The organism is Acinetobacter sp. AB03, assembly GCF_058107045.1.
In genome coordinates this window covers 3042134-3064213 of sequence record NZ_JBUEBA010000002.1, presented here as the reverse complement: position 1 = coordinate 3064213, position 22080 = coordinate 3042134, and the positions used below count along the sequence as shown (strand labels likewise).

Annotated in this window: 27 protein-coding genes; 13 read left to right on the top strand and 14 right to left on the bottom strand. The window is 42.5% G+C overall.

Annotation, left to right across the window (positions count from 1 at the left end; genetic code table 11):
* Window positions 1-97 precede the first annotated feature (97 nt).
* Window positions 98-1018, bottom strand: a complete 921-nt coding sequence (locus ACY3FQ_RS15365) for a Dyp-type peroxidase (RefSeq protein ID WP_005401898.1) — start codon at window positions 1016-1018, stop codon at window positions 98-100.
* A 161-nt stretch (window positions 1019-1179) separates the two neighbouring features.
* Between ACY3FQ_RS15365 and ACY3FQ_RS15360 the strand changes: the two genes are divergently transcribed.
* Window positions 1180-1800 carry a LysE family transporter gene (locus ACY3FQ_RS15360; protein WP_005401897.1) on the top strand — a complete coding sequence of 207 codons (621 nt, stop codon included), beginning with the start codon at window positions 1180-1182 and terminating at the stop codon, window positions 1798-1800.
* Here ACY3FQ_RS15360 and ACY3FQ_RS15355 read toward each other — a convergent pair.
* From ACY3FQ_RS15355 to ACY3FQ_RS15340, 4 genes are read right to left on the bottom strand one after another with little or no spacing between them, the layout of a single operon-like run.
* Window positions 1781-2278: a 2-thiouracil desulfurase family protein gene (locus ACY3FQ_RS15355; protein WP_005401896.1), complete on the bottom strand. Its 498-nt coding sequence runs from the start codon at window positions 2276-2278 to the stop codon at window positions 1781-1783. The two genes, ACY3FQ_RS15360 and ACY3FQ_RS15355, sit on opposite strands and share 20 nt — an antisense overlap.
* A gap of 4 nt (window positions 2279-2282) precedes the next feature.
* Window positions 2283-3083, bottom strand: coding sequence for a zinc ABC transporter permease subunit ZnuB (znuB, locus tag ACY3FQ_RS15350; RefSeq protein ID WP_005401895.1), 801 nt, complete (start codon window positions 3081-3083; stop codon window positions 2283-2285).
* A 3-nt stretch (window positions 3084-3086) separates the two neighbouring features.
* Entirely contained in the window at window positions 3087-3869 is a 783-nt protein-coding gene (gene znuC / locus ACY3FQ_RS15345; protein WP_005401894.1) for a zinc ABC transporter ATP-binding protein ZnuC, read from the bottom strand.
* Entirely contained in the window at window positions 3854-4348 is a 495-nt protein-coding gene (locus ACY3FQ_RS15340; RefSeq protein ID WP_004684412.1) for a transcriptional repressor, read from the bottom strand. Before ACY3FQ_RS15340 ends, znuC begins: the two co-directional genes overlap by 16 nt.
* Window positions 4349-4489: 141 nt before the next feature.
* Between ACY3FQ_RS15340 and ACY3FQ_RS15335 the strand changes: the two genes are divergently transcribed.
* The 11 genes from ACY3FQ_RS15335 to ACY3FQ_RS15285 all read left to right on the top strand — a co-directional run bounded on the left by ACY3FQ_RS15335 (window position 4490) and on the right by ACY3FQ_RS15285 (window position 13362).
* The gene (locus ACY3FQ_RS15335; RefSeq protein WP_005401893.1) at window positions 4490-5329 is read left to right on the top strand and encodes a metal ABC transporter solute-binding protein, Zn/Mn family; all 840 of its coding nucleotides are present in this window, start codon (window positions 4490-4492) and stop codon (window positions 5327-5329) included.
* Between the two features lie 171 nt (window positions 5330-5500).
* Window positions 5501-5899, top strand: coding sequence for an ATP synthase subunit I (locus ACY3FQ_RS15330; RefSeq protein ID WP_004684416.1), 399 nt, complete (start codon window positions 5501-5503; stop codon window positions 5897-5899).
* 107 nt (window positions 5900-6006) lie between these two features.
* Entirely contained in the window at window positions 6007-6882 is an 876-nt protein-coding gene (atpB, locus tag ACY3FQ_RS15325; protein ID WP_004684418.1) for a F0F1 ATP synthase subunit A, read from the top strand.
* Between the two features lie 84 nt (window positions 6883-6966).
* Window positions 6967-7212, top strand: coding sequence for a F0F1 ATP synthase subunit C (gene atpE, locus ACY3FQ_RS15320; protein ID WP_000424060.1), 246 nt, complete (start codon window positions 6967-6969; stop codon window positions 7210-7212).
* Between the two features lie 38 nt (window positions 7213-7250).
* Window positions 7251-7721 carry a F0F1 ATP synthase subunit B gene (locus ACY3FQ_RS15315; protein ID WP_004684420.1) on the top strand — a complete coding sequence of 157 codons (471 nt, stop codon included), beginning with the start codon at window positions 7251-7253 and terminating at the stop codon, window positions 7719-7721.
* A gap of 12 nt (window positions 7722-7733) precedes the next feature.
* Window positions 7734-8270: a F0F1 ATP synthase subunit delta gene (locus ACY3FQ_RS15310; protein ID WP_004684422.1), complete on the top strand. Its 537-nt coding sequence runs from the start codon at window positions 7734-7736 to the stop codon at window positions 8268-8270.
* A gap of 44 nt (window positions 8271-8314) precedes the next feature.
* Window positions 8315-9859 carry a F0F1 ATP synthase subunit alpha gene (gene atpA / locus ACY3FQ_RS15305; protein WP_004684423.1) on the top strand — a complete coding sequence of 515 codons (1545 nt, stop codon included), beginning with the start codon at window positions 8315-8317 and terminating at the stop codon, window positions 9857-9859.
* Window positions 9860-9947: 88 nt separating this feature from the next.
* Complete coding sequence (atpG, locus tag ACY3FQ_RS15300; protein ID WP_005401891.1) at window positions 9948-10817, top strand: F0F1 ATP synthase subunit gamma; 870 nt, start codon at window positions 9948-9950, stop codon at window positions 10815-10817.
* Between the two features lie 26 nt (window positions 10818-10843).
* Window positions 10844-12238, top strand: a complete 1395-nt coding sequence (atpD, locus tag ACY3FQ_RS15295; protein ID WP_004684425.1) for a F0F1 ATP synthase subunit beta — start codon at window positions 10844-10846, stop codon at window positions 12236-12238.
* Between the two features lie 26 nt (window positions 12239-12264).
* Entirely contained in the window at window positions 12265-12684 is a 420-nt protein-coding gene (locus tag ACY3FQ_RS15290; RefSeq protein ID WP_004684427.1) for a F0F1 ATP synthase subunit epsilon, read from the top strand.
* A 357-nt stretch (window positions 12685-13041) separates the two neighbouring features.
* Complete coding sequence (locus ACY3FQ_RS15285; RefSeq protein WP_035327186.1) at window positions 13042-13362, top strand: hypothetical protein; 321 nt, start codon at window positions 13042-13044, stop codon at window positions 13360-13362.
* Between the two features lie 31 nt (window positions 13363-13393).
* Here ACY3FQ_RS15285 and ACY3FQ_RS15280 read toward each other — a convergent pair whose 3' ends face one another.
* The 6 genes from ACY3FQ_RS15280 to ACY3FQ_RS15255 all read right to left on the bottom strand — a co-directional run bounded on the left by ACY3FQ_RS15280 (window position 13394) and on the right by ACY3FQ_RS15255 (window position 17467).
* On the bottom strand, window positions 13394-14329 hold the full coding sequence (locus ACY3FQ_RS15280) for a hypothetical protein (protein ID WP_126038749.1): 936 nt from the start codon (window positions 14327-14329) through the stop codon (window positions 13394-13396).
* 81 nt (window positions 14330-14410) lie between these two features.
* Window positions 14411-14854, bottom strand: coding sequence for an AAA family ATPase (locus tag ACY3FQ_RS15275; RefSeq protein WP_126038746.1), 444 nt, complete (start codon window positions 14852-14854; stop codon window positions 14411-14413).
* A gap of 90 nt (window positions 14855-14944) precedes the next feature.
* Entirely contained in the window at window positions 14945-15535 is a 591-nt protein-coding gene (locus tag ACY3FQ_RS15270; RefSeq protein ID WP_126038743.1) for a hypothetical protein, read from the bottom strand.
* Between the two features lie 135 nt (window positions 15536-15670).
* Window positions 15671-16045 carry an RcnB family protein gene (locus ACY3FQ_RS15265; protein ID WP_062031766.1) on the bottom strand — a complete coding sequence of 125 codons (375 nt, stop codon included), beginning with the start codon at window positions 16043-16045 and terminating at the stop codon, window positions 15671-15673.
* Window positions 16046-16243: 198 nt separating this feature from the next.
* Complete coding sequence (locus ACY3FQ_RS15260) at window positions 16244-16789, bottom strand: glutathione peroxidase (RefSeq protein WP_279677214.1); 546 nt, start codon at window positions 16787-16789, stop codon at window positions 16244-16246.
* Window positions 16790-16912: 123 nt separating this feature from the next.
* Complete coding sequence (locus ACY3FQ_RS15255) at window positions 16913-17467, bottom strand: hypothetical protein (protein ID WP_114837740.1); 555 nt, start codon at window positions 17465-17467, stop codon at window positions 16913-16915.
* Between the two features lie 337 nt (window positions 17468-17804).
* Between ACY3FQ_RS15255 and ACY3FQ_RS15250 the strand changes: the two genes are divergently transcribed.
* The gene (locus ACY3FQ_RS15250; RefSeq protein WP_178928534.1) at window positions 17805-18725 is read left to right on the top strand and encodes a DMT family transporter; all 921 of its coding nucleotides are present in this window, start codon (window positions 17805-17807) and stop codon (window positions 18723-18725) included.
* 399 nt (window positions 18726-19124) lie between these two features.
* Here the strand turns inward: ACY3FQ_RS15250 and tsaC are convergent, their stop codons facing one another.
* The 3 genes from tsaC to ACY3FQ_RS15235 are packed head-to-tail and all read right to left on the bottom strand — an operon-like array spanning window position 19125 to window position 22050.
* A complete protein-coding gene (gene tsaC / locus ACY3FQ_RS15245; protein WP_126038729.1) occupies window positions 19125-19694 on the bottom strand; it encodes an L-threonylcarbamoyladenylate synthase type 1 TsaC in 570 nt (189 codons plus the stop codon).
* A gap of 45 nt (window positions 19695-19739) precedes the next feature.
* A complete protein-coding gene (gene dprA / locus ACY3FQ_RS15240) occupies window positions 19740-20873 on the bottom strand; it encodes a DNA-processing protein DprA (RefSeq protein ID WP_178928535.1) in 1134 nt (377 codons plus the stop codon).
* Window positions 20874-20895: 22 nt separating this feature from the next.
* Complete coding sequence (locus ACY3FQ_RS15235; RefSeq protein ID WP_178928536.1) at window positions 20896-22050, bottom strand: LysM peptidoglycan-binding domain-containing protein; 1155 nt, start codon at window positions 22048-22050, stop codon at window positions 20896-20898.
* Window positions 22051-22080 lie beyond the last annotated feature (30 nt).

The following is a 22080-nucleotide window of genomic DNA, read 5'->3' as shown; positions in this document are numbered from 1 at the left end:
GAATAAAAAGAAAGGTAATTATATACCTTTCTTTTTAATATTTTTTAGTAAAGAAAATTTATATTCAACTTTTAAAGTATAGAGATATGGATTTTTATCACCCTTCCAACACTTCTTCCAACAACTCTTCGCTCGGCGCAAAATAATAAGCACCGTCCACAGGAGTCACAAAATGAAGCATACGGTCATGAATTCCATCACCACTGGTGCCGAACATACGCAGTAACATCGCATCAATAATGTTTAAATCTTTCGTATAGGCAATAAAAAATAAACCTTGCTCACCTTTACCATCGCCATAAGGAAGAGAGTGACGTAGGATTTCCATTTCCTCGCCTTCATCATCTTCAACCACGACACGTGCAACGTGAGAATTTTCAGGCTTAACGTCATCATCTAGTTCAATACTTTCAAGTTTTGTCCGTCCAAAGACTTGCTCTTGAGCATCAACCTTTAGCTTTTTCCACTTTTCCAAATCATGGCAATAGCGCTGCGCAAAGATAAAAGAACCATCTGCGAATACTCCTGTATCTTCACTTAATAAGGTCGTTGCAGCACGATCATCGGGAAACTGTGGGTTTTCAGTACCATCAATAAAACCAGTCAAATCTCGACCATCAAAATTGCGGAAGCAGACTCGTTCATCTAAAACATCAACTTTATCTTGGATGCCTTCAAAGAACGATTGGCTAAGGGCAAAACAAATATCGGTACGCTGAGACGCAATATGAATTAAAACATCCGCAGGTGAAACAGGCATATTGAAAGAGCCATAAATGGGCTCTAGCTGTTTAAACCCTACAGGCGCTGTAGGATGAAGTTGTGCCCAAAGTTCAGGGCCAAAAGCAACCGCTGTTTTAATTTGCGCATTTGGATGTTGGGTAATAAGACGATCACGGGTGGAAAATAAATCTTCTAATTGTTCTTTAAGTTCATCAATACTTAAATCTTTTAAACGTAAAACAATAAAACGGGCATGATCTGAAGGTAATGGTAGAATTACAGATTGGGCGGTCATTCATGGCTCCTAAAAAAATTGTTATTTCTATTGGCTGTACTTATTGTGCCTTATGCAGTTTCTGCTTCATAGCCTTAAGTGATAAATTCATTGATGAATAATAAACCCTAAAAGCATGAAAGATCATATAATCTAAATGTCATTTTTTTCTCAATACCACTATGTCATTTCAAATTTGGCTGGGCTTTGTACTCGCATGTTGGATCATTAGTATTTCTCCAGGGGCAGGTGCAATTGCTTCGATGTCCAGTGGTCTGAATTATGGCTTTCGCCGTGGCTATTGGAATGCACTGGGTTTACAGCTGGCACTTTTAGTGCAAATCGGGATTGTTGCTGCAGGGGTAGGGGTGCTATTTGCCACCACACCTTGGGCTTTCCTGGTTGTGAAATGGTTTGGGGTGTTGTACTTGTTATATCTGGCTTATTTGCAATGGCGAGCACCTGCACAGTCTATTGAAATTCAGCAGGAACAACCGAATAAATCGATTCCTAAACTGGTCTTGTATGGCTTTCTGGTCAATATGAGCAATCCGAAAGCCATTGTGTTTTTACTGGCCGTATTGCCCCAGTTTCTAGACTTGTCTAAACCGCAGTGGATTCAGTATCTGATTATGGCTATGACTATGGTCACCATTGACCTGATTGTAATGGCGGGCTATACGGGGTTAGCAGCGAAAGTTTTAAAACTCTTAACATCACCGCGACAGCAAAAATATCTCAATCGTACTTTTGCCGTGTTGTTCAGTTGTGCGGCGGGACTGCTTAGTTTGGTTCATCAGTAAGTTTAGTCTGCGTCAGTTCTGCTAAAAACTGTTGTTCGGTAACCACATGTATACCGTGCTGACGAAATAGGGCGGCAGTAATTCCTTCCCCTGCAATTTTTTGCCCCGTAAATGTGCCATCATAAATACCATCACTGCCACAGGATGGGCTATTGGCTTTGAGCACGGCATGGGTGACATGATTGGCTTGCGCCAATGCTAAAGCTTTGTAGGCACCTTGCATAAAGGCATCGCTAAGCTGATGACCATCTGAGGAAAAAACCTGTGCTTGGCCTAATAAAACATCAGCACCTGACCCATGGCGAATTTCTGCTGCGGGGCGCGGGGTTGGAAGTCCCGCACTGACTTCGGGACATAAGCTGACATAATTTTTATCGAGCATGGCTTGAACTAACTGATAGACAAGGCAGTCTTTGCCGTCATAACGGACTTTTTGTCCGAGTAGACATGCACTGATAAAATAACGTTGATGGCTCATTTAGTTATGTCAATTTTTTAAACTTCTGCGCGATAAAAATCAACGCAAACAGAGTCGACATGGTTAAAACAATGCTGAGCCCTGTAGAGGTATTCAGTCCTGCACTGGACCATAAACCAACCGTCACCCCAATTTGCGCAATCACAAAGGCCCAAATCACCATTTGTTTTGGAGAGTGGGCAAGCAGTCGAGCGGTGAGTGCTGGAATGACAAGCAAGGCACCCATCAGTAAAGAACCCACTGCACGAAGCGCTAAAATGGTAAATAAAGCCAGTAGTAACATAAAAATCAAGCGTTGCCATTTCGCACTGACACCTTCACTAACAGCCATATCAGGATCGATCGCGATTTGAATTTGAGCCTGCCAACTTTTATAAAGCACTGCCAATGCAACAACAATAACAGTAGCAAAAATGGGTAGGTCTGCCCATGTGATCGTGAGTAAATCACCAAATAAATAGCTGAGTAACTCAGGTCTTAAACTTGGAATGTGTTGAATAAACATCAGACCCGAGCAGAGCAAGGTCGCAGAACAGAGTGCGAGTAATGCATCATTTGGTAAACGTGGATCATGCAACACCCAAAGGATTGCCACCAACAACCCCGCAATAAAAGCTACACCCATCCACAGGGGCAACGCCATTGCTCCTGCAATCGCGACACCCAGTAACGTGCCATGTGCCATGGTGTCGGCAAAGAATGACATGCGGCGCCATAGCATCAAACAGCCCAGTGGCGCAGTCAAAAAGACCAGCAACGTACCCATAATCCATGCAGGTAATAGCAGTTGTAACCATTCCATCATGACTTAAGCTTCCGGTTCAGGGTGAATGTGTGGGCGAGCGTCATGCTGACAAGGCGTTGCACTATCACCATGTGCGCAGTGATCATGATGATGTTGATAGAACACGCGGTTAGTACCAAAAATGGCTTGATACTCAGGGTGTTGTTGCACGTTTTCAGGTAGGCCGCTACAACAAATGTGTTTATTCAAACACACCACACGATGAGTTCCTTGCATGACCCACTGCAAATCATGTGAAACCATGAGCACAGCACAACCATATTTGGCGGGTAAGCTGCGCACATAGTCGTACAGCTCAGCCTCAGACTGAATGTCTAAGCCCTGCATCGGTTCATCGAGAACCAAAATATCGGGTTGACGTAACAGCGCACGGGCCAGTAAAACGCGTTGTCGTTCTCCACCTGAAAGCTGCTGTACTTTAGAGTTTTCAAGTCTGCTGATCCCAGTATCGTGGATAATTTCTTGCTTGATTACAGGATCGCATTTTTCCAAAGCCAAAAGGTCTTTAACCCTAAGTGGTAGGCTATGTGAGGGATTAAATTTTTGTGGTACATAAGAAAACTTGAGTGGCTTTGTTGTTTTAATGTCGCCAGCATTAGGGTGCACAATACCCAACAGCACTTTAATGAGTGTGGATTTCCCTGCACCATTTGGCCCAATCAGGGTCACAATTTCCCGTTCATGTAAGACAAAATCGACATGCTTTAAAATGTCGCGTTCATCGATACGAACACTAATTTGGGAGAGTTCAACCAGAACAGGATCGAGGCTTACTTGTGGCGACACTGCTGACAAATTCCTGAAATTTCGATAATGCTATGTTGTGCCGTAAAACCATCGGCTGCGGAAAGTGCATCGAGTTGTTGTAATAATCCTTGAGCAGAGGCCTCTGTCACTGATTTGCAATCAGTACAAATGAGAAAGGCGGCTTGATGGCCTTCGCGGGGATGGCAACACGGAATATAGGCATTAATCGAGGTGAGGCGGTGAATGAGGCCCTTTTCTAATAAAAAGTCTAGGGTGCGGTACACCGTCGGTGGGGCAGCAGGGCGATCGGCATTGCTTTTAATTTTAGCCAACAAGTCATACGCACCCATCGGGCCTGTCGCATTCAGGATCAGTGCCAAGACTTCTTTTCTTAAGGGGGTTAGGCGCGCACCAGTTCCTGCGCACAAGACTTCTGCTTCAGCCAAACGCGTCTCAACGTTGTGATGACCATGCACATCATGTAAAGCATGGTGGTGTTCGTGAGAACAAGCGCTCATAACAAACCTCAAGTGCAAAATTTATAAAAGAAAAACGACATTAAATCTTAACATGAAGCGCAGAGAGTTTCGATTAGGCATAGGTATTTTTGTCGATTTGTTATATTATAACACTAATTGTATTTCTAGTGATTGCTCCCCATGTCCCGTTTCTTGGCTTTTTTTGCGTTTGCGCTGTTTAGTAGTGTTGCTTGGACGCAAGACTTGGTTGTCTCTACACAGCCGATTTACTTGATTGCACAGGAAGTGACGAAAGGCATTGAAAAACCAACCTTATTATTGGCCGATCAATCTGGACATGATGTGAGTTTGACCCCAATGCATCGTAAAATTATTCAGGATGCAGGTTTGGTTATTTGGTTGGGACGAGCACATGAAGCACCGCTGGATAAACTCCTGACCCCCAATGATAAAGCAGTTTCTATTTTAGATTCAGGCATTATCAATGCTTTACCACTACGAAATACCCGTGGTGATGCCTTAAAAAATACCATCGATACCCATGTTTGGCTTGACCCAAACAATGCGGTACGCATTGGTTTCTTTATTGCAGGCCTGCGTTCACAGCAGATGCCTGAGTATAAGGAGCGCTACTGGAACAATGCCAAACTCTTTGCTCAGAAAATGTTGCAAGCTTCAGCTATATATAGTCAAAGTACCCAAGCGCGCCCATATTGGTCTTTTCATGATGCCTATCAATACTTAGAGCGACCTTTAAATTTACGCTTTGCAGGCGCATTGACAGACGACCCACATATTGCGCCTACGGTTGCGCAAATCAAATACTTAAATGACAGTCGCCCTTATTCAAAGATGTGCCTTTTGGCTGAAGTGCATGCGAGTCAAGCACAATATCAAAAGTTGAACCCATTGGTTTTCCAAGCGGTTGATGAAAGCATGACTGGGGCAGGGGATTTTGTCAGCGCGTGGAAGCAATTGGCCGAACATGTGCATAAATGTGTGCTAAATGCGCGAAAGTAACGCAAAAATTAAACAATAATTGATTAGTTTAAAAGCAATTTAAACATAGAAAAAAACTCGACTTAGGTCGGGAAAAGATTGCATGTTCAGGGGTGTAACTCTATAATGCCTGCGATTAAAAATAATCATCAGCTAAACTTGTCAAGCATGATTGTTGTGAGTGAATAAATAATGAGCCGAACTAGTCGCTTGATTGACCGACGATTAGCGAAAGCTTTAGTCCTCTTACAAGCATGTATGATTCCTGTTTCAGCCTTGATCGGCTGGGTCGTGAAAGACTCAACCGCAGCCCTGAGTGCAGCATTAGGTGCGCTCGTGTGTTGGCTTGCGACTTGCTATTTTTCATGGCAGTCGTTTCGAGCAGCAGGAGCTCGCGCTTCTAAACAAGTTCTTGCGAACATGTATAAAGGCATGATGGGTAAGTTTGCAATTGTGATTGTTGGTTTCATTTTAATTTTAAGCAATGTCAAACCGTTGTCAGCGGTGGCATTGTTTTGTGGTTTTATGCTCGTTCAAACCATGACGTGGGTTGCTCCATTTTGGGTGTCGCGTCAACAAAAACGAGTTTAATAAGCACTACAAAAAATTGAAAAGTTTTTTAGGAGATGGACGAGATATCAAGCAGCACGCGATGTTCGTTCTCTCTATTTGTATTTGACATTGACCAGGTGTGATTTATGGCTGCTGAAGAACATGCCCTTACTTCGACCGAGTATATCAAGCATCACTTGACGAATATGACTTATGGCAAAATGCCAGACGGTTCATGGAAGTTGGCTGAGACTGCTGAAGAAGCTCAACAGATGGGGTTCACTGCTATTCACTTGGATTCAATGGGTTGGTCTATCACTCTTGGTGTGATTTTCTGTTTGTTGTTCTGGTGCGTAGCGAAAGCTGCAAACTCTGGTGTTCCAACCAAGTTCCAGTCTGCAATTGAAATGATCATTGAGTTTGTGGACTCAAGTGTTCGCGACACTTTCCATGGCAAATCACGCTTAATTGCGCCACTTGCATTGACCATTTTCGTGTGGATTTTCCTCATGAACGCAATGGACTTAATCCCAGTTGACTTTATTCCGTATACAGCTCAACTGATTGGTGCAAGTGTATTTGGTATGGATCCTCATCACGTCTACTTCAAGGTTGTACCTTCTACAGATCCAAACATTACCCTAGGTATGTCTTTATCTGTATTTGTACTGATCTTGTTCTACAGTATTCGAGAAAAGGGGATTGGTGGTTTCGTTGGCGAATTAGCACTTAACCCATTTAACCCAAGTAACCCAGTTGCAAAAGCGTTATTGATTCCAGTGAACTTAATTCTTGAATTAGTAACATTCCTTGCACGTCCAGTTTCATTGGCTCTACGACTGTTCGGTAACATGTATGCAGGTGAGTTAATCTTCATCCTTATCGCATTATTACCGTTCTGGATCCAATGGGCGTTGTCTGTGCCTTGGGCGATCTTCCACATTCTTGTTATCACGCTACAAGCATTCATCTTTATGATGCTGACTATCGTATACTTGAGCATGGCAAGCGAAAAGCATTAATGGTAATGCCCAACTATCACTGGATGGTTGGGCGCACAATTTTTTAATTTAATTTGGTATAAACCTAACCTCTGAGGAATTATCATGGAACTCACTTTAGGTCTAGTTGCAATTGCATCTGCTATCTTGATCGCTTTTGGTGCTTTAGGTACTGCGATTGGTTTTGGTCTTTTAGGCGGTCGCTTCCTTGAAGCTGTTGCACGTCAACCAGAATTGGCTCCACAACTTCAAACTCGTATGTTCTTAATCGCGGGTCTTCTTGATGCTGTGCCTATGATCGGTGTTGGTATTGGCTTGTTCTTCATCTTTGCTAATCCATTTGTAGGTTAATCAGCTTAATTCCTAAATTAAACTATTGAGGAATAGCAATGAATATCAACCTCACATTGATTGGCCAAGCGATTGCATTTGCGATGTTTGTCGCATTCTGCATGAAATTTGTATGGCCACCACTAATCAATGCGATTAGTGAGCGTCAGCGTAAAATCGCTGATGGCTTAAACGCTGCTGAAAAAGCAAAAGCTGATCTTGCGGATGCGCAAGCTCAAGTGAAAGCTGAATTAGATGCAGCGAAAGCGCAAGCGGCTCAATTGATCGAACAAGCGAACCGTCGCGGTGCACAATTGGTAGAAGAAGCTCGTACTCAAGCGTCAGCTGAAGGTGAGCGTATTCGTCAACAAGCAAAAGAAGCTGTTGATACAGAAATCAATTCTGCTCGTGAAGAATTACGTCAACAAGTTGCTGATCTTGCAGTAACAGGTGCTGAGAAAATTCTTAGCCAAAAAGTTGATGCTGAAGCTCACAATGCCATGCTGACTCAGCTGGCTGCTAAACTTTAAGAGAGGCGGATTATGGCTGAACTCTTGACGTTGGCACGCCCGTACGCTAAAGCAGCATTTGCTTACGCTTCTGAGCAAAATGCAACTGACTCTTGGTCATCTGCATTGAACTTGCTCAGTGCTGCGGTGCAAGACGAAGCATTTTCAGCTTTCTTAACTCGCCCTGAGCTTACTCCTGCTGAGCAGGTAAGTCTTTTTGCAAAAGTATTAGGCGAAGACCAAACTGCAGCAGTGTCAAACTTTTTGACATTGCTTGCTGAAAACAACCGTTTGGTGCTTCTTCCTGAAATTTCTGCTGAATACGAGCAGCTCAAATCACAGAATAACAATACTGTGGATGTAGTGATTGAATCTGCATTCCCATTGACTTCTGTACAAGAACAATTACTTGCACATGCTTTAGAGAAAAAATTCGAAGCTGCGGTAAATGTTTCTGTAGAAGTTAAACCAGAGCTTATTGCTGGTGTTGTTATTCGTGCAGGCGACCAAGTGATAGATGATTCTGCGCTTAACAAGCTAGAAAAAATGCGGACTCGTCTTCTTGCTTAATTGCATATGAAGACTGAACTTTAAAAAGATTGAGGTATAGCGCAATGCAACAACTGAATCCATCCGAGATCAGTGCGCTCATTAAACAGCGTATCGGCGATCTGGACACCAGCGCGACCGCTAAAAACGAAGGGACCATTGTTATGGTTTCCGACGGTATTGTGCGTATTCACGGCCTTGCTGATGCAATGTACGGTGAAATGATCGAATTCGACGGCGGCTTATACGGTATGGCACTGAACCTAGAACAGGATTCAGTGGGCGTCGTTGTTTTAGGTAACTACTTAAGCCTTCAAGAAGGTCAAAAAGCACGTTGCACAGGTCGTGTATTAGAAGTTCCGGTTGGTCCAGAACTTTTAGGCCGTGTAGTAGATGCTTTGGGTAACCCAATTGATGGTAAAGGCCCAATTGATGCAAAATTAACTGATGCTGTTGAAAAAGTAGCACCAGGCGTAATTTGGCGTCAATCAGTGGATCAACCTGTACAAACTGGTTATAAATCAGTAGATACAATGATCCCTGTAGGCCGTGGTCAGCGTGAGTTGATCATTGGTGACCGTCAAACTGGTAAAACAGCGATGGCGATCGATGCGATCATCGCTCAGAAAAACTCTGGCATTAAATGTGTATACGTAGCTATTGGTCAAAAACAATCGACTATTGCTAACGTTGTGCGCAAGCTAGAAGAAACTGGCGCTATGGCGTATACCACTGTTGTAGCAGCAGCTGCAGCCGATCCAGCAGCAATGTTGTACTTGGCTCCATACTCTGGTTGTACAATGGGTGAATACTTCCGTGACCGCGGTGAAGATGCACTAATCATTTATGATGATTTGTCTAAGCAAGCTGTTGCTTACCGTCAAATTTCATTGTTATTACGTCGTCCACCAGGTCGTGAAGCGTATCCAGGTGACGTATTCTATCTTCACTCTCGTCTTCTTGAGCGTGCTTCGCGCGTTTCTGCTGACTACGTTGAGAAATTCACGAATGGTGAAGTTAAAGGCCAAACTGGTTCATTAACTGCATTACCAATCATTGAAACTCAAGCGGGTGACGTATCTGCATTCGTACCAACGAACGTAATTTCGATCACTGACGGTCAGATCTTCCTTGAAACATCATTATTCAACGCAGGTATTCGTCCTGCTGTGAACGCGGGTATCTCTGTATCTCGTGTTGGTGGTTCAGCGCAGACTAAGATCATCAAAAAATTGTCTGGTGGTATCCGTACTGCTTTGGCGCAATACCGTGAATTGGCAGCGTTTGCTCAGTTCGCTTCTGACCTTGATGAAGCAACTCGTAAGCAACTTGAACATGGTCAACGTGTAACTGAATTAATGAAGCAAAAACAATATGCTCCATATTCAATTGCTGACCAAGCTGTTTCAATTTATGCATCTAACGAAGGCTACATGGCTGACGTTGAAGTGAAGAAAATCGTAGACTTTGATGCTGCGTTAATCTCTTACTTCCGTTCAGAAAATGCTGCGTTAATGCAAAACATCGATGAAACTGGTGATTACAACAAAGACATCGAAGCTGCAATCAAAGCAGGTATTGAAAGCTTTAAAGCGACTCAAACTTACTAATTTCAACTTCAGTTGGATTTAGTTTTGGTTTGGTTCACGGATCAACCTTCGAGGGCTCGAAAGGGCCTTCGAATACTAGGTTAAGCGTATGGCAAATTTAAAAGAAATTCGCGCCAAAGTAGCTAGTATCAAAAGCACGCAGAAAATTACTCGCGCGATGCAGATGGTAGCAGCTTCTAAGATGCGTCGTGCGCAAGAGCGCATGGCTCAAGGCCGTCCGTATGCCGAAAATATGCACCGTGTAATTGCTCACTTGGTTCAAGCGAATCCTGAATACAAACACCGTTATATGGTTGAACGCCCTGTAAAGCGCGTTGGCTATATCATTGTGTCTTCAGATCGCGGCCTTGCTGGTGGTTTGAACATTAACTTGTTCAAAAAAGTGGTTAAACACGTACAACAGCAACAAGAGCAGTCAATTGAAGTTCAATTTGCTTTAATTGGTCAAAAAGCGGTTTCGTTTTTTAAAAACTACGGCGGTAAAGTGCTGGGTGCTACGACAAATGTCGGTGATACACCAAGCCTTGAACAGTTATCTGGTTCTGTACAGGTGATGTTAGACGCATTTGATAAAGGCGAGTTAGATCGTATTTATCTTGTGTCAAACGGCTTTGTCAATGCCATGACTCAAAATCAAAAAATCGAACAACTTGTTCCTTTAGCAACTGCTGAAGAAAACAAGACCCTTAACCGTCAATACGGTTGGGACTATCTCTATGAGCCTGAAGCTGAAGAGCTTTTAAATGGCTTATTGGTTCGTTATATCGAGTCTGTGGTATATCAAGGCGTGATCGAAAACATCGCGTGTGAGCAGTCAGCTCGTATGGTTGCAATGAAAGCTGCAACGGACAACGCAGGTGATTTGATCAAGAGCCTACAACTTATTTATAACAAGCTGCGTCAAGCCGCGATTACTCAGGAAATTTCTGAGATCGTTGGTGGTGCCGCTGCCGTTTAACATTATTTTGAATTGAGGAGACAGCAATGAGTAGCGGTCGTATCATTCAGATCATCGGCGCGGTTATCGACGTCGAGTTTGAACGTAACAGCGTTCCTAAGATCTATGACGCTCTCCACGTTGATGGCACTGAAACTACATTAGAAGTTCAGCAACAACTTGGTGATGGCGTAGTTCGTACTATTGCAATGGGTTCTACTGAAGGCCTTAAGCGTGGTTTGAACGTAACGAATACTAACGCACCAATCTCTGTACCAGTGGGTACAGCGACTTTGGGTCGTATCATGGACGTTCTTGGTCGCCCAATCGACGAAGCTGGTCCAGTTGCGACTGAAGCGCGTTTGCCGATTCACCGTCAAGCACCTTCTTATGCTGAACAAGCAGCTTCTACTGACCTTTTAGAAACTGGTATTAAAGTCATCGACTTACTATGCCCGTTCGCTAAAGGTGGTAAAGTTGGTCTGTTCGGTGGTGCCGGTGTTGGTAAAACTGTAAACATGATGGAGTTGATCAACAACATCGCTAAAGCGCACTCAGGTTTATCTGTGTTCGCTGGTGTTGGTGAGCGTACTCGTGAAGGTAACGACTTCTATCACGAGATGAAAGACTCAAACGTTCTAGACAAAGTAGCAATGGTCTACGGTCAGATGAACGAGCCACCGGGTAACCGTTTACGCGTAGCGTTGACTGGTTTGACCATGGCTGAGTACTTCCGTGACGAGAAAGACGAAAACGGCAAAGGCCGTGACGTACTATTGTTCGTAGATAACATCTACCGTTATACACTAGCAGGTACTGAAGTATCAGCACTTCTAGGTCGTATGCCATCTGCAGTAGGTTACCAACCGACACTTGCAGAAGAGATGGGTGTTCTTCAAGAACGTATTACATCGACTAAGTCTGGTTCGATTACGTCAATTCAAGCGGTATACGTACCTGCCGATGACTTAACAGATCCATCGCCTGCAACTACGTTTGCTCACTTAGATGCAACTGTAGTATTGAGCCGTGACATCGCATCTTCTGGTATTTACCCAGCGATCGATCCACTTGACTCAACTTCACGTCAGTTAGATCCACTCGTAGTGGGTGCTGAGCATTACGAGATCGCTCGTTCAGTTCAAAACGTTCTTCAACGTTATAAAGAATTGAAAGACATCATCGCGATTCTTGGTATGGACGAACTTGCAGAAGAAGATAAGTTGACTGTTTACCGTGCGCGTAAAATCCAACGTTTCTTCTCTCAACCGTTCCACGTAGCTGAAGTGTTTACTGGTGCTCCTGGTAAACTTGTACCGCTTAAAGAAACGATTCGTGGCTTTAAAGGTCTTTTAGCTGGTGAATATGACCACATTCCAGAACAAGCGTTCTATATGGTTGGTGGTATTGACGAAGTAATTGCTAAAGCTGAGAAACTTTAATTAGTTACCTAATTTAGGAGATTCTCATGTCGACTATGCAGTGTGATGTTGTAAGTGTTCAAGAGTCTTTGTACTCTGGCGCTGTAACGATGCTAATTGCTAAAGGTGCTGGTGGTGAATTAGGTATTATGCCTGGTCACGCGCCACTAGTAACTTTACTCAAGCCGGGTACAATCCGTGTTCTGCTTGAAAACGGTACAGAAGAGTTAATCTATGTATCTGGTGGTGTTCTAGAAGTTCAACCGCATGTTGTTACGGTTCTTGCAGATACTGCAGTCCGTGCAGAAAACTTAGATGAAGCAGCAATTCTTGAAGCGCGTAAACACGCTGAACAATTGCTTGCAAATCAAAAGAGCGACTTGGACTCAGCTGCTGCTTTGGCTGCTCTTGCAGAAACTGCTGCTCAGTTGGAAACCATCCGCAAAATCAAAAACCGCGCTCAATAAGAGACGGTTTGAGATTAAAAAAAGCCACCGAAAGGTGGCTTTTTTTATGTCAGTTGATAAAAAGGCGTCAATTGCTTATTTCATGATGAGTTTGTTGGTTTCTTAGTTGTCATTGTTCAAATGGACTGGATTGGTCTGCTGCATACATGCAATCTTTGTTTTGCATGATAGTGCTTCGTCTTTTAACTGTACGCTGGCTTGTAGAATACTTTGAATACTCAATTTTTGAAACTCATCTGAATCAATGCTCCTATGCTTAATATATTTCGTTAAGCAAGGACATAGCTATCTAAAGTTGCATATCTTTTATTCAATAGACGTTATATTTTGAAAGCTTCTCTGTAAGCGAAGATGAAGATGAACCTGATTGCGCATGAATCCCACTTTTGGGAACTTTACCAAGATTTTGAGCATTATTATCTGAGTATCGCAGTTGATATGAGCTCAGTGGTGTCGTGTTGGGACTTGGTACTGACTTCAGAAGAAATATTACAATATGAACATCGGGGCCGCGCGAGTATTCAGGAGCTGACCAAAGCCATGATTGACGCAGCTTATAAGGGTGATTTTTCAATGATGGAAGCACGTTTAGCCAAGCCATATGAGCGTCACGCCATGCAAAAGGCTTTTAAAGAATGGTTAGCACAGAGCAAAACTCAGGAACAGTCTTCGTTTTGATGAGGTGTGAGCTCAAAGCATTATTTTAAATTTATTGCAAAAAGCTTTGACGCAATTGGCTGAACATCATTCGGCTAACGCTATTGTGTTGAGTCTCAATCAACTTTTTGATTTGCTCAACTTGAGGTTTATCTTCAGGAATCACAATCTCTGGATCGATTTCGATATCCGAATTGGACATGGTATTGGACGGCTGTGCAAGCAAATTTGAAGATGGGTGTTCGGCATGCCAAAGCTGTGTTTCGAGTGACATGATGTACTTATATTCATCGGTATTGGGGTTAAACCGCTTATATAGTCTCAGGTCTTGCATTGCATCTTGACGGCTTCGATCAGGCATATCTGTTTCGACTTCCAACCATTCAGAGATAACTGGATGAATTTCATGTTGCATCAGTTGGTAATAAAGCCAATCGCTGAGTAGGCTATGATCGATGTCAGACAGATATGGGCTGTTGTGTTGCAGCAATTGTTGTAAGTGTTCGAGAACCAAAACTTCTTGCTTTTGTAAGGCATAGCGCGCTTCAGCATCAAATTGTTGGTATTCTTCGGCTGGAATTTCAGTGAAATGTTGCTGTTCAATGAAGGCATCTACAATATGCGTTTGAAATAAGTTATTCCATTGTTCTAGCGCATGAATTTCGAGCTGTTGTAGCTCTTTAAACGCTTTGCTTTGATAGCGGCTGAGCTGCAGGCGCTGAATATTTTGCTGGTTGAACTCAATTTTTTGTTTGATATATTCAGCATAAGCACCTTGTTGTTTGGGGCTGACAGGGCTTACAACATCGACCAAAAGTAACTGCTGCTGTTGTTTGTATTTGAGCCAGTCCTGAATACGTTGAACTTCTTTATGCTCTTTAGAAAAAAACTGGGTTAAGTGTGGCGTGGTTTTTTCAGGCATTAAAAAGTGCATCCCGCCAAAGACGATGATTGCTAAACAGGCGATAACAAGAATGACTTTTTTCATTATAAAAATGTTTTTCTGTGTTTCTTATTTGTACATGGTAGCTTAAAAATGAGAAATAGTTAATGTTTTTTCATTAAAGCTTCAAATCGGTATGGGTGAAATTGAAAATTCACCTTGCCCGAGAATACGAACTTTATACAATGCATCAAAGCCTTCAGCGTAGTGTGGAGGTTCAAATTTTTGAGCGGTGGCTCTGATTCCGACTTCAGGAATGCAGGCTTTGCCTTCACGTAAGTGGTTGCGTTCCAGTGCACCTTTAAGCTCAGTCTCAAAGAAATAGCCAACAATTTCAAAGCCTGCGGCCTGAGCACTGGCAATATAACGCGCACGATCGGCTGGCGTAGGGTTGGTATTATCAATCACCATTTTGGTTTTTGAGGCCAGTCCTGCTTCAAAAATGATTTTTTCACGATGCCGTGTTTTCAGCATATCAAGGTTGATGCGCAAATGGCTATGTGCCAAATTCAGCAGATAATAGCTCGATTTTCCCGAAGCTTGGATGCCCATAAAAATAATCAGCTGCATGTGAGAAATCGTGCCTCAATCAAATTAGGAGAAAATGGTTGCAGTCATTTTCTCCTACTCTATTGCTGAAAGCACCACTATTTAAATGTTTTAAGATTGGTTTGTGTTTGAACTATCATTCTCAGCTTGCTGAGGAATCAACATTGCAGCCAATTTCAACATTTCAGATTGGATTGTACCCATTTGCTGTTGCATCTTTTTAAAGTCGACTTGGCTGAAATCCACCTGTCCATTTAAAAAAGGCGAAGCTAAAACTTGTTGGTTGGCAGACAGTAGTTTTTCACGGATATCATTGATTTCTTGTGTTTTAAGATTCAGGCCATTCAAGGCATTATTGAAACCTGTGAGCTGTTGCTGCAAAGCTGTCGCGGCGTGTTGCAACTGTTGTTGATCATGCTGTTCAATTGCGGCCTGCAAGTCACTTTGGGTTTCTTGCAGCTGAGTGACGTATTCACCTGCTTTTAATTGCATATCTGCCACATCACGCACGATATAGAGCATGTTGCCACTTTTCAGTTCAGCTTTTTCAGGGCTTTGTGTATTCGCAGATTGGTTTTGCTCAGAGGTCTCAGTCTGGATGTCTTGCTGATTCGGCTCTGTTGCTTGCTCACAGCCAATGAGTAGAATGCCTGAACTAAACAGTGCAAAAGGAAGAACTAAGTTTTGTAAAAGCTTTTTCATCATCAAATCAATATTGGGCTATGTGTTTTTTAATATAAGGGCAAAATGTGTAGATAAAATGCTGGGTTTCAAAGTCATAACAAAACTTTTTAAAATAAAAAAAAGAGTGCCTGAGCACTCTTCATTTACAGTAGTTTAACCAGCAATGATTTTAATAATGGAATGATTGCGAATGTCTGTCAGTACATAGTCGCCATTCACTTTAATCCACTGTTGGTTTTTACCGGGTTTGCTGAGTTTTTTGTATTTTTGGTGATCTACTTTATAGGCATTGCTATGGTAAGCGCTTGGGAGTTTTTGACCTGCTTTCCAGTCTTGAGATGGACGGTTGGCTTTTTTGACAGTGGCATGGGTTGGTTGTTGATGTCCATTTGATGTGTGCTTTTGCGCATGTCCATGTGACTGAGCGGTTTGATGTTGCTGATGTTGTTCTTGTGGTGCTGCTAGTGCAGGCAGGGCAATCAATGCGGTTGAGATAGATAAAACTGCTGCTTTTATAAATGTATTCATGAGCTTCACTTCGGGTTGTCTTGAGCGGATAGATGCATCATAGAGTGAAGTGTTTGATTGATCGTGAATGAAATGTTGTAAAATTATCAAAATAAAGAAGAAATCATGAAGATCGAACCGATTCGAGTGTCATTACTCATTTAAAAAAATAAAATATAAGCAGCCGTTAAATTCGACTGCTTATAAACAGCTTCAGGCTTATTTGGCCAATTCGGCATTGATGGCATCGACAATACGCGGATCATTGGCCGTAATGTCCGGTGCAAAACGCGCAACCACTTCGCCATTTTTATTGATTAAGAATTTCTCGAAGTTCCACAGCACTTCAGGTGGTTCATTCGGTGCTAAACCATAGTCCACCAAATCTTTCCACCAAGGGCCTTCACCAATACGTTCAGGCACCGCTTGGGTGAGCGTTTCATATAACGGATGCTTATCATCCCCTGCGACCGAGATTTTTGAAAAAAGCGGGAAATCTACTTGATAGTTTAAGGAGCAGAATTCTTGAATTTCAGCATCTGAACCCGGTTCTTGAGCCAAGAAATTGTTGGCAGGAAAACCTAGAATCTCTAAACCCTGTGATTTTTTGTCTTGATAGAGTTTTTCTAAGCCTTCGTACTGCGGTGTGAGGCCGCATTTAGATGCCACATTCACAACCAAGAGAACTTTACCTTGGTATTGGTTTAAGTTGATGTCTTCGCCCTGAATGGTTTTGACAGGAATATTATAAATCGAAGTGCTCATTTGCGTGTCCTTATACGATGTGCATTTTATTGTGTTGGAAGCGTTCGACAAAGTCACGCCCATTTGCGGATTGATCGCAACAAAAAAGCAAGCCAAGGCTTGCTTTAAAGGGTGGGGAGGTCATTAAGATGCTGGAGCCGCTTTGACTTTAGCTTCCAAAGCCGTTACGTCAGCAATGATCGATTTCTGCAACTCAGTTGCTTTGTTTTGTAGTTCGGTGATTTTCGCGCTATCTGGCGTTGCATCTGTACTTTCTTTGGTGAGCTCTACACCCAGATCATTGGCATCCTGCATTTTTTCACGTAAAGCATCTACTTCAGCACTTTTTAAGGTTAAGGCATCTAATTCATCATTAAATTGCTTCACATAGGTTTCTGTTTTTTCAACCATTGCTTTAATTTGAGCGGGATCCTTTTTTTCTAAGGTTGCACTCACTTCTTTTTGAAACGCGGCGGCTTCTTGAGCTTTGGCATTCGATAGCGTTTGTACGGCTAACAAATCGGCTTGAATATCGGCAATATTGTTATTGCTATGATTAGCAACGATAGTGGTTGCTTCGGTTGAGGTCGCTTCAGATGCAGACGTCGTTTGTTCAACGGCTGGCTCAGTTCCTTTTTTTTCGCACGCAGCCAAAGTAAGTGTGGCCATACAAACTGTGGTTAAAAGTAACTTTTTCATAACGACATCCTTCTATCGGGAAATATGTTTTTGTAGGCCAAAGTCTATAAGAGCAATGACCAATCAATTAAAAAATACGTTCGCTAGAACAGCATCAATACGATGCAGAGATCGTTGACATTGTTCTATGGTGTTTTTGTAGAGTGAAGCTGCTGAAATGCATCAATTTGTTGAAATGTATCGTTTTATATTATCTTAATAATATGTTTTTTATGAATTTTATATTTTAAGATAAATGTATCAATTATGTGTGATACCCAAATGATATTCGAATAAATCATAAAAATGTTTTACCATTCATTTAAATTTTGCAAACAAAAGCTAAACGGGGAAAAGAATGAGTACCACATCACAACGTATGTATTGGGCTTTGAGTCTCCCTATCATTGCTGTACTCATTTGGTCGATCAATATTGTCGTTACGCGTTATGTAGCTGATTTCATTTCGCCAGTCAGTATTAGTTTTTATCGGTGGTTCTTTGCCTTCATTCTGTTAACACCTTTTGTTGTGCGACCATTATGTCGGCAGTGGGCATTAATCCGAGCGCATTTGGGGCAGTTGGCAGTGCTAAGTGCATTTGGTCTGGTGTTGTATCAGGGCTTAGCTTACACCGCAGCGCACTATACGACCGCGACCAATATGGGACTGATTAATGCCTTTATTCCGATCTTTACCATTTTTGTTTCACTGCTGATTTTAAAAGATATTCCAAATCGTTTTGCGATGATTGGTAGTATTTTATCTTTTGCAGGTTTGGTTTATATCATTGGGCAGGGCAATCTTGCAGGGCTAGTTCAATCGGGCGGGCATTTGGGAGATGTCCTGATGGTGGTTGCGGTATTCTTCTATGCCTTTTATGGGGTATTTTTGAAAAAGTGGCAATTGCAAATTCCCTTGATGTTGAGCCTCTATGTGCAGATCTTTTTTGCACTGCTTTACCATTTACCTTTTATTGCCTATTTCGGTCTCGATTCAATCAATAGTCAAAATGCGGCAAGTGTTATGTATGCCAGCATTTTCCCTTCCTTAGTTGCCCCTTTACTGTGGATGTTGGCCATTACCCATTTAGGGCCGAATCGAACCAGTATTTTCATGAACTTGATGCCAGTCTTTACCGCAGTGATTGCCTATGTCTGGTTGAAAGAGGCGTGGACGGTTTATCATACGGTCGGTGGAGTGGTCATTATCTGTGGTATTTTACTTGCACAGCGTAAAACATCATTAAAAACGCCACCTTTAGCAAACTCGATGGATTGATTTTGATTAAAAAATAACCATTTAAATTATTTTTTTAATAGAATAATTCATTAATAAGTTAATTTATTAATGCTATTTTAGATGGTGAATGTATTTAATGTATGCAAAAGCTGATTAAAAATAGGTAGATAATTTGAATTATATTTTAATTATCTCCATTAATCAGCGTTTTAACGCTGTTTTTAATATAAAAAATCTATTTGTTTAGAAATGCAATTTGCTACATAATACGCGCACTGCAAACTTAGGCCAATGTCAAAACGGGTATTAAGTGTTTGCTCATCAGTTTTCAGACCCTCTGGATGTGATTACACATCCTTTTTTATGCTCAGCCATCCCTATATGGCTGAGCTTTTTTTTATCTATTTTTCAGTAAAAATTCTGAGAAAGAGCATGCTTTTAAGCACGAACCACGGCTCCAGTTTCGGCATCGAGTATGCGACTCGGTTCTTGGCTCAAGCCTAGGTCACCATTCAGATAATTGACCTGTTGGGCAAAGTAGTGGTTGGCATCTTGTAGTGAACGGGCAGGTGATAATCCAGCGGGGTTGGCACTGGTGGAGACTATGAAGCCTTGAAAGGCATTGCAAAGCGCCACACAAATCGGATGCGTGGTTACCCGTACAGCAACTTTAGGGTGATTGCCTTTAATCCATGTCGGAATGTGTTCATTTGCCGGTAGTAACCACGTGGTTGCGCGTTCTGATGGACTGCGATCGCTCCAACTCTCGATCACTTGTTGACGGATGTGGGGATCTAAATGTTCTAAAAGCGGTTCAACTTGAGCAATTTGCCCAGCCAGTAAAATTACCCCTTTTTCAATCGGGCGTTGCTTAATCTGCAAAATATCTAGAAAGGCCTGTTCGTTATACGGATCACAGCCTAAACCCCATACTGCTTCTGTTGGATATGCTAAAACTTGACCTTGTTTTAAGCATTGCGCCGCTTCAGTCACAGAGGTGGTAATCATTACACTTAGTACCTTTTATTGATTCATAAAGGGTTATTGTGAACCTTATTGGCTGGAACGGCAACGCAGATAATTGCCAGCCTGTTGTTGTGCGAGCCCCAAAATTTCCAGTTCCATTAACTGGCTAGTGAGTGTGGCAATATCGGTGTTAAGTTTGAAATTAAGTTGATCCATATTTTGTCCCACCCAATCCAGTTGATTATAAAGTTCGAGTAAATCAGATGGGATATCAATACTAGCGCTTGGGGTGTTTTCTTGCGACTGGGATTGGCTATGCCATTGAGTGGGAAGTGCCAAGTCTTCAATGATTTGCTCAGGATGATCGACCAAAATCGCCCCTTCTCGGATTAGTTGATGACAGCCTTGATGGTGTTCACTGTAAATATGACCGGGGATCGCAAAAATGGTTTTCCCTTGTTCAGCAGCAGATTTGGCTGTACCAAGAGAGCCACTTTTGAGTGCGGCTTCTGCAACCACAACCCCTAAACTCAATGCACTGACGATGCGGTTCCGCCGTGGAAAATTATGCTGTAAAGGCGGTGTATGTGGTAAAAATTCAGTAATAATACAGCCATTATTTTCTAATATTTGCGTACGCAGTGTTTGATGTTGGGAAGGGTAAGTGAGATCTAAGCCCGTGCCCATCACTGCAATGGTACGTTGATATTTTAAGCCGCCCTGATGTGCCGCTGCATCAATGCCTTCAGCCAAACCACTGCAAATATAAAAGCCCTTTTCGGCGAGGTAATAGGCAAAGTCATAAGCCACTTGTTTGCCGTGTGGACTGGGTTTTCGACTGCCGACGATAGCAACTTGAGGTTGGAGTAAACTTTGTGGATCGCCCTGACCAAATAAAATCGGTGGTCGGTCAGAATAGGGCAGCAGCTGCGAGGGATAATGACTTTCACTATCAAGCAAAATAAAATCGCAACTGGCTTGGACGTCATGCAATAAAGTTTGTAGTTTGTTTTGTCCAGCAGGTGTTTGAATTTCTACGACACGTTGTAGATGGCTTTTGTGTAAGCCAAGATTTGGCCAGATCTGAAGATTGGAGGCAGTAACAGCTTTTGTGCTTGTGCCAAAATGCTGCTGTAGTTTTTGAAAGCTGGATAAAGAATGCTGAACTAAATACCACAGGGTGATTGTTGCAATCTGTTCATGTGATAAAGAGTTCAGCATATATACACCTTAAGGCAACGGATTATTCATCCACTACAGAGGGAGAAATTTTCGCGCCCAAGTTCATTGGTAGTTCGCTGTCGAGCACATAAGCATAGCTGACACGGTCAAAGGTTTTAAAGACCATGATGTTGCCGATACGCTCCGTTGGAAGGGTCAGTTTTTCATTGGTTTTCGGATCACGAATTTCTTGACCTTTTTGACTAACCGAGAACACATAACCCGATTGAACGCCATCCACTGTGCCACGGTCAATCGTCACAACTGAATGCTTTGCAGCTAGACCAATCGAACCTTGAACACGAATCACTTGTCCACCCTCAGTCACATCTTGTGCATGTGTTGGGTAGAACAAGGTTGGAAGCATGGCGTCGTATTCAGGCAGTACGCGATAACCACGACGTACTTCAGAATTATACGAATCTGTGATTTCTAAAGTAGACATGTCATTTTCACCACGAATGGCAATGGCTGAAGCAACCTGAGTCAATTCTAGACCTAGATTTTGTTTTTTACCCTCTGCATCCGTCACAATGTACGGTTCGCCTTCACGGTAAATCGCGTAGCGTTGACCGGCTTCAATGCCTTGGCCACGTGCATAAACGGTTTGACCTTTACCTGCAATCACACGCTGATCGGCAGCACCAACGATATACGGTGTACCTTCCAAAGATTCCTCTGAAAGAATAGTGCTGTGTTCAAGCCAGTTTTTAATGTATTCCAGTGGAATGACAGGAATGGCATTGTTTAAAGACTCAACGCGTGCTTGAGGTTGAAGTTTAGTGCCGCCTGTATAACGACGAATAATCCCTTCACAGCCATCACCTTCGTCTTTACCAATAATTGGACGGCCTTCATGAGTACACATCAGTAAGCGGTCACCTGGGAAAATCCAATGCGGATTTTTGACGTGTCTATTGCTGGCCCAAATTTCAGGCCAACGCACAGGATTATTTAGAAAACGTTTAGAAATATCCCACAGGGTATCGCCTTTTTTCACCACATAAACATTCGGTGCATTGGCTTTTAAAGCAGGTGGATTGTAATTTCGTGTAGGCGCAGCTTGAGCTGTTGAAATGACGCCAGCGCCAACACTTAGACAAACCGCAAGTGCTAACATGTGTTGCTTAAACCCCAAGGCACTAAAAGATGGCATGCCCATAAAAACCTTTTTCATTATCATAATTCCTAAAATTATGTATGTAGT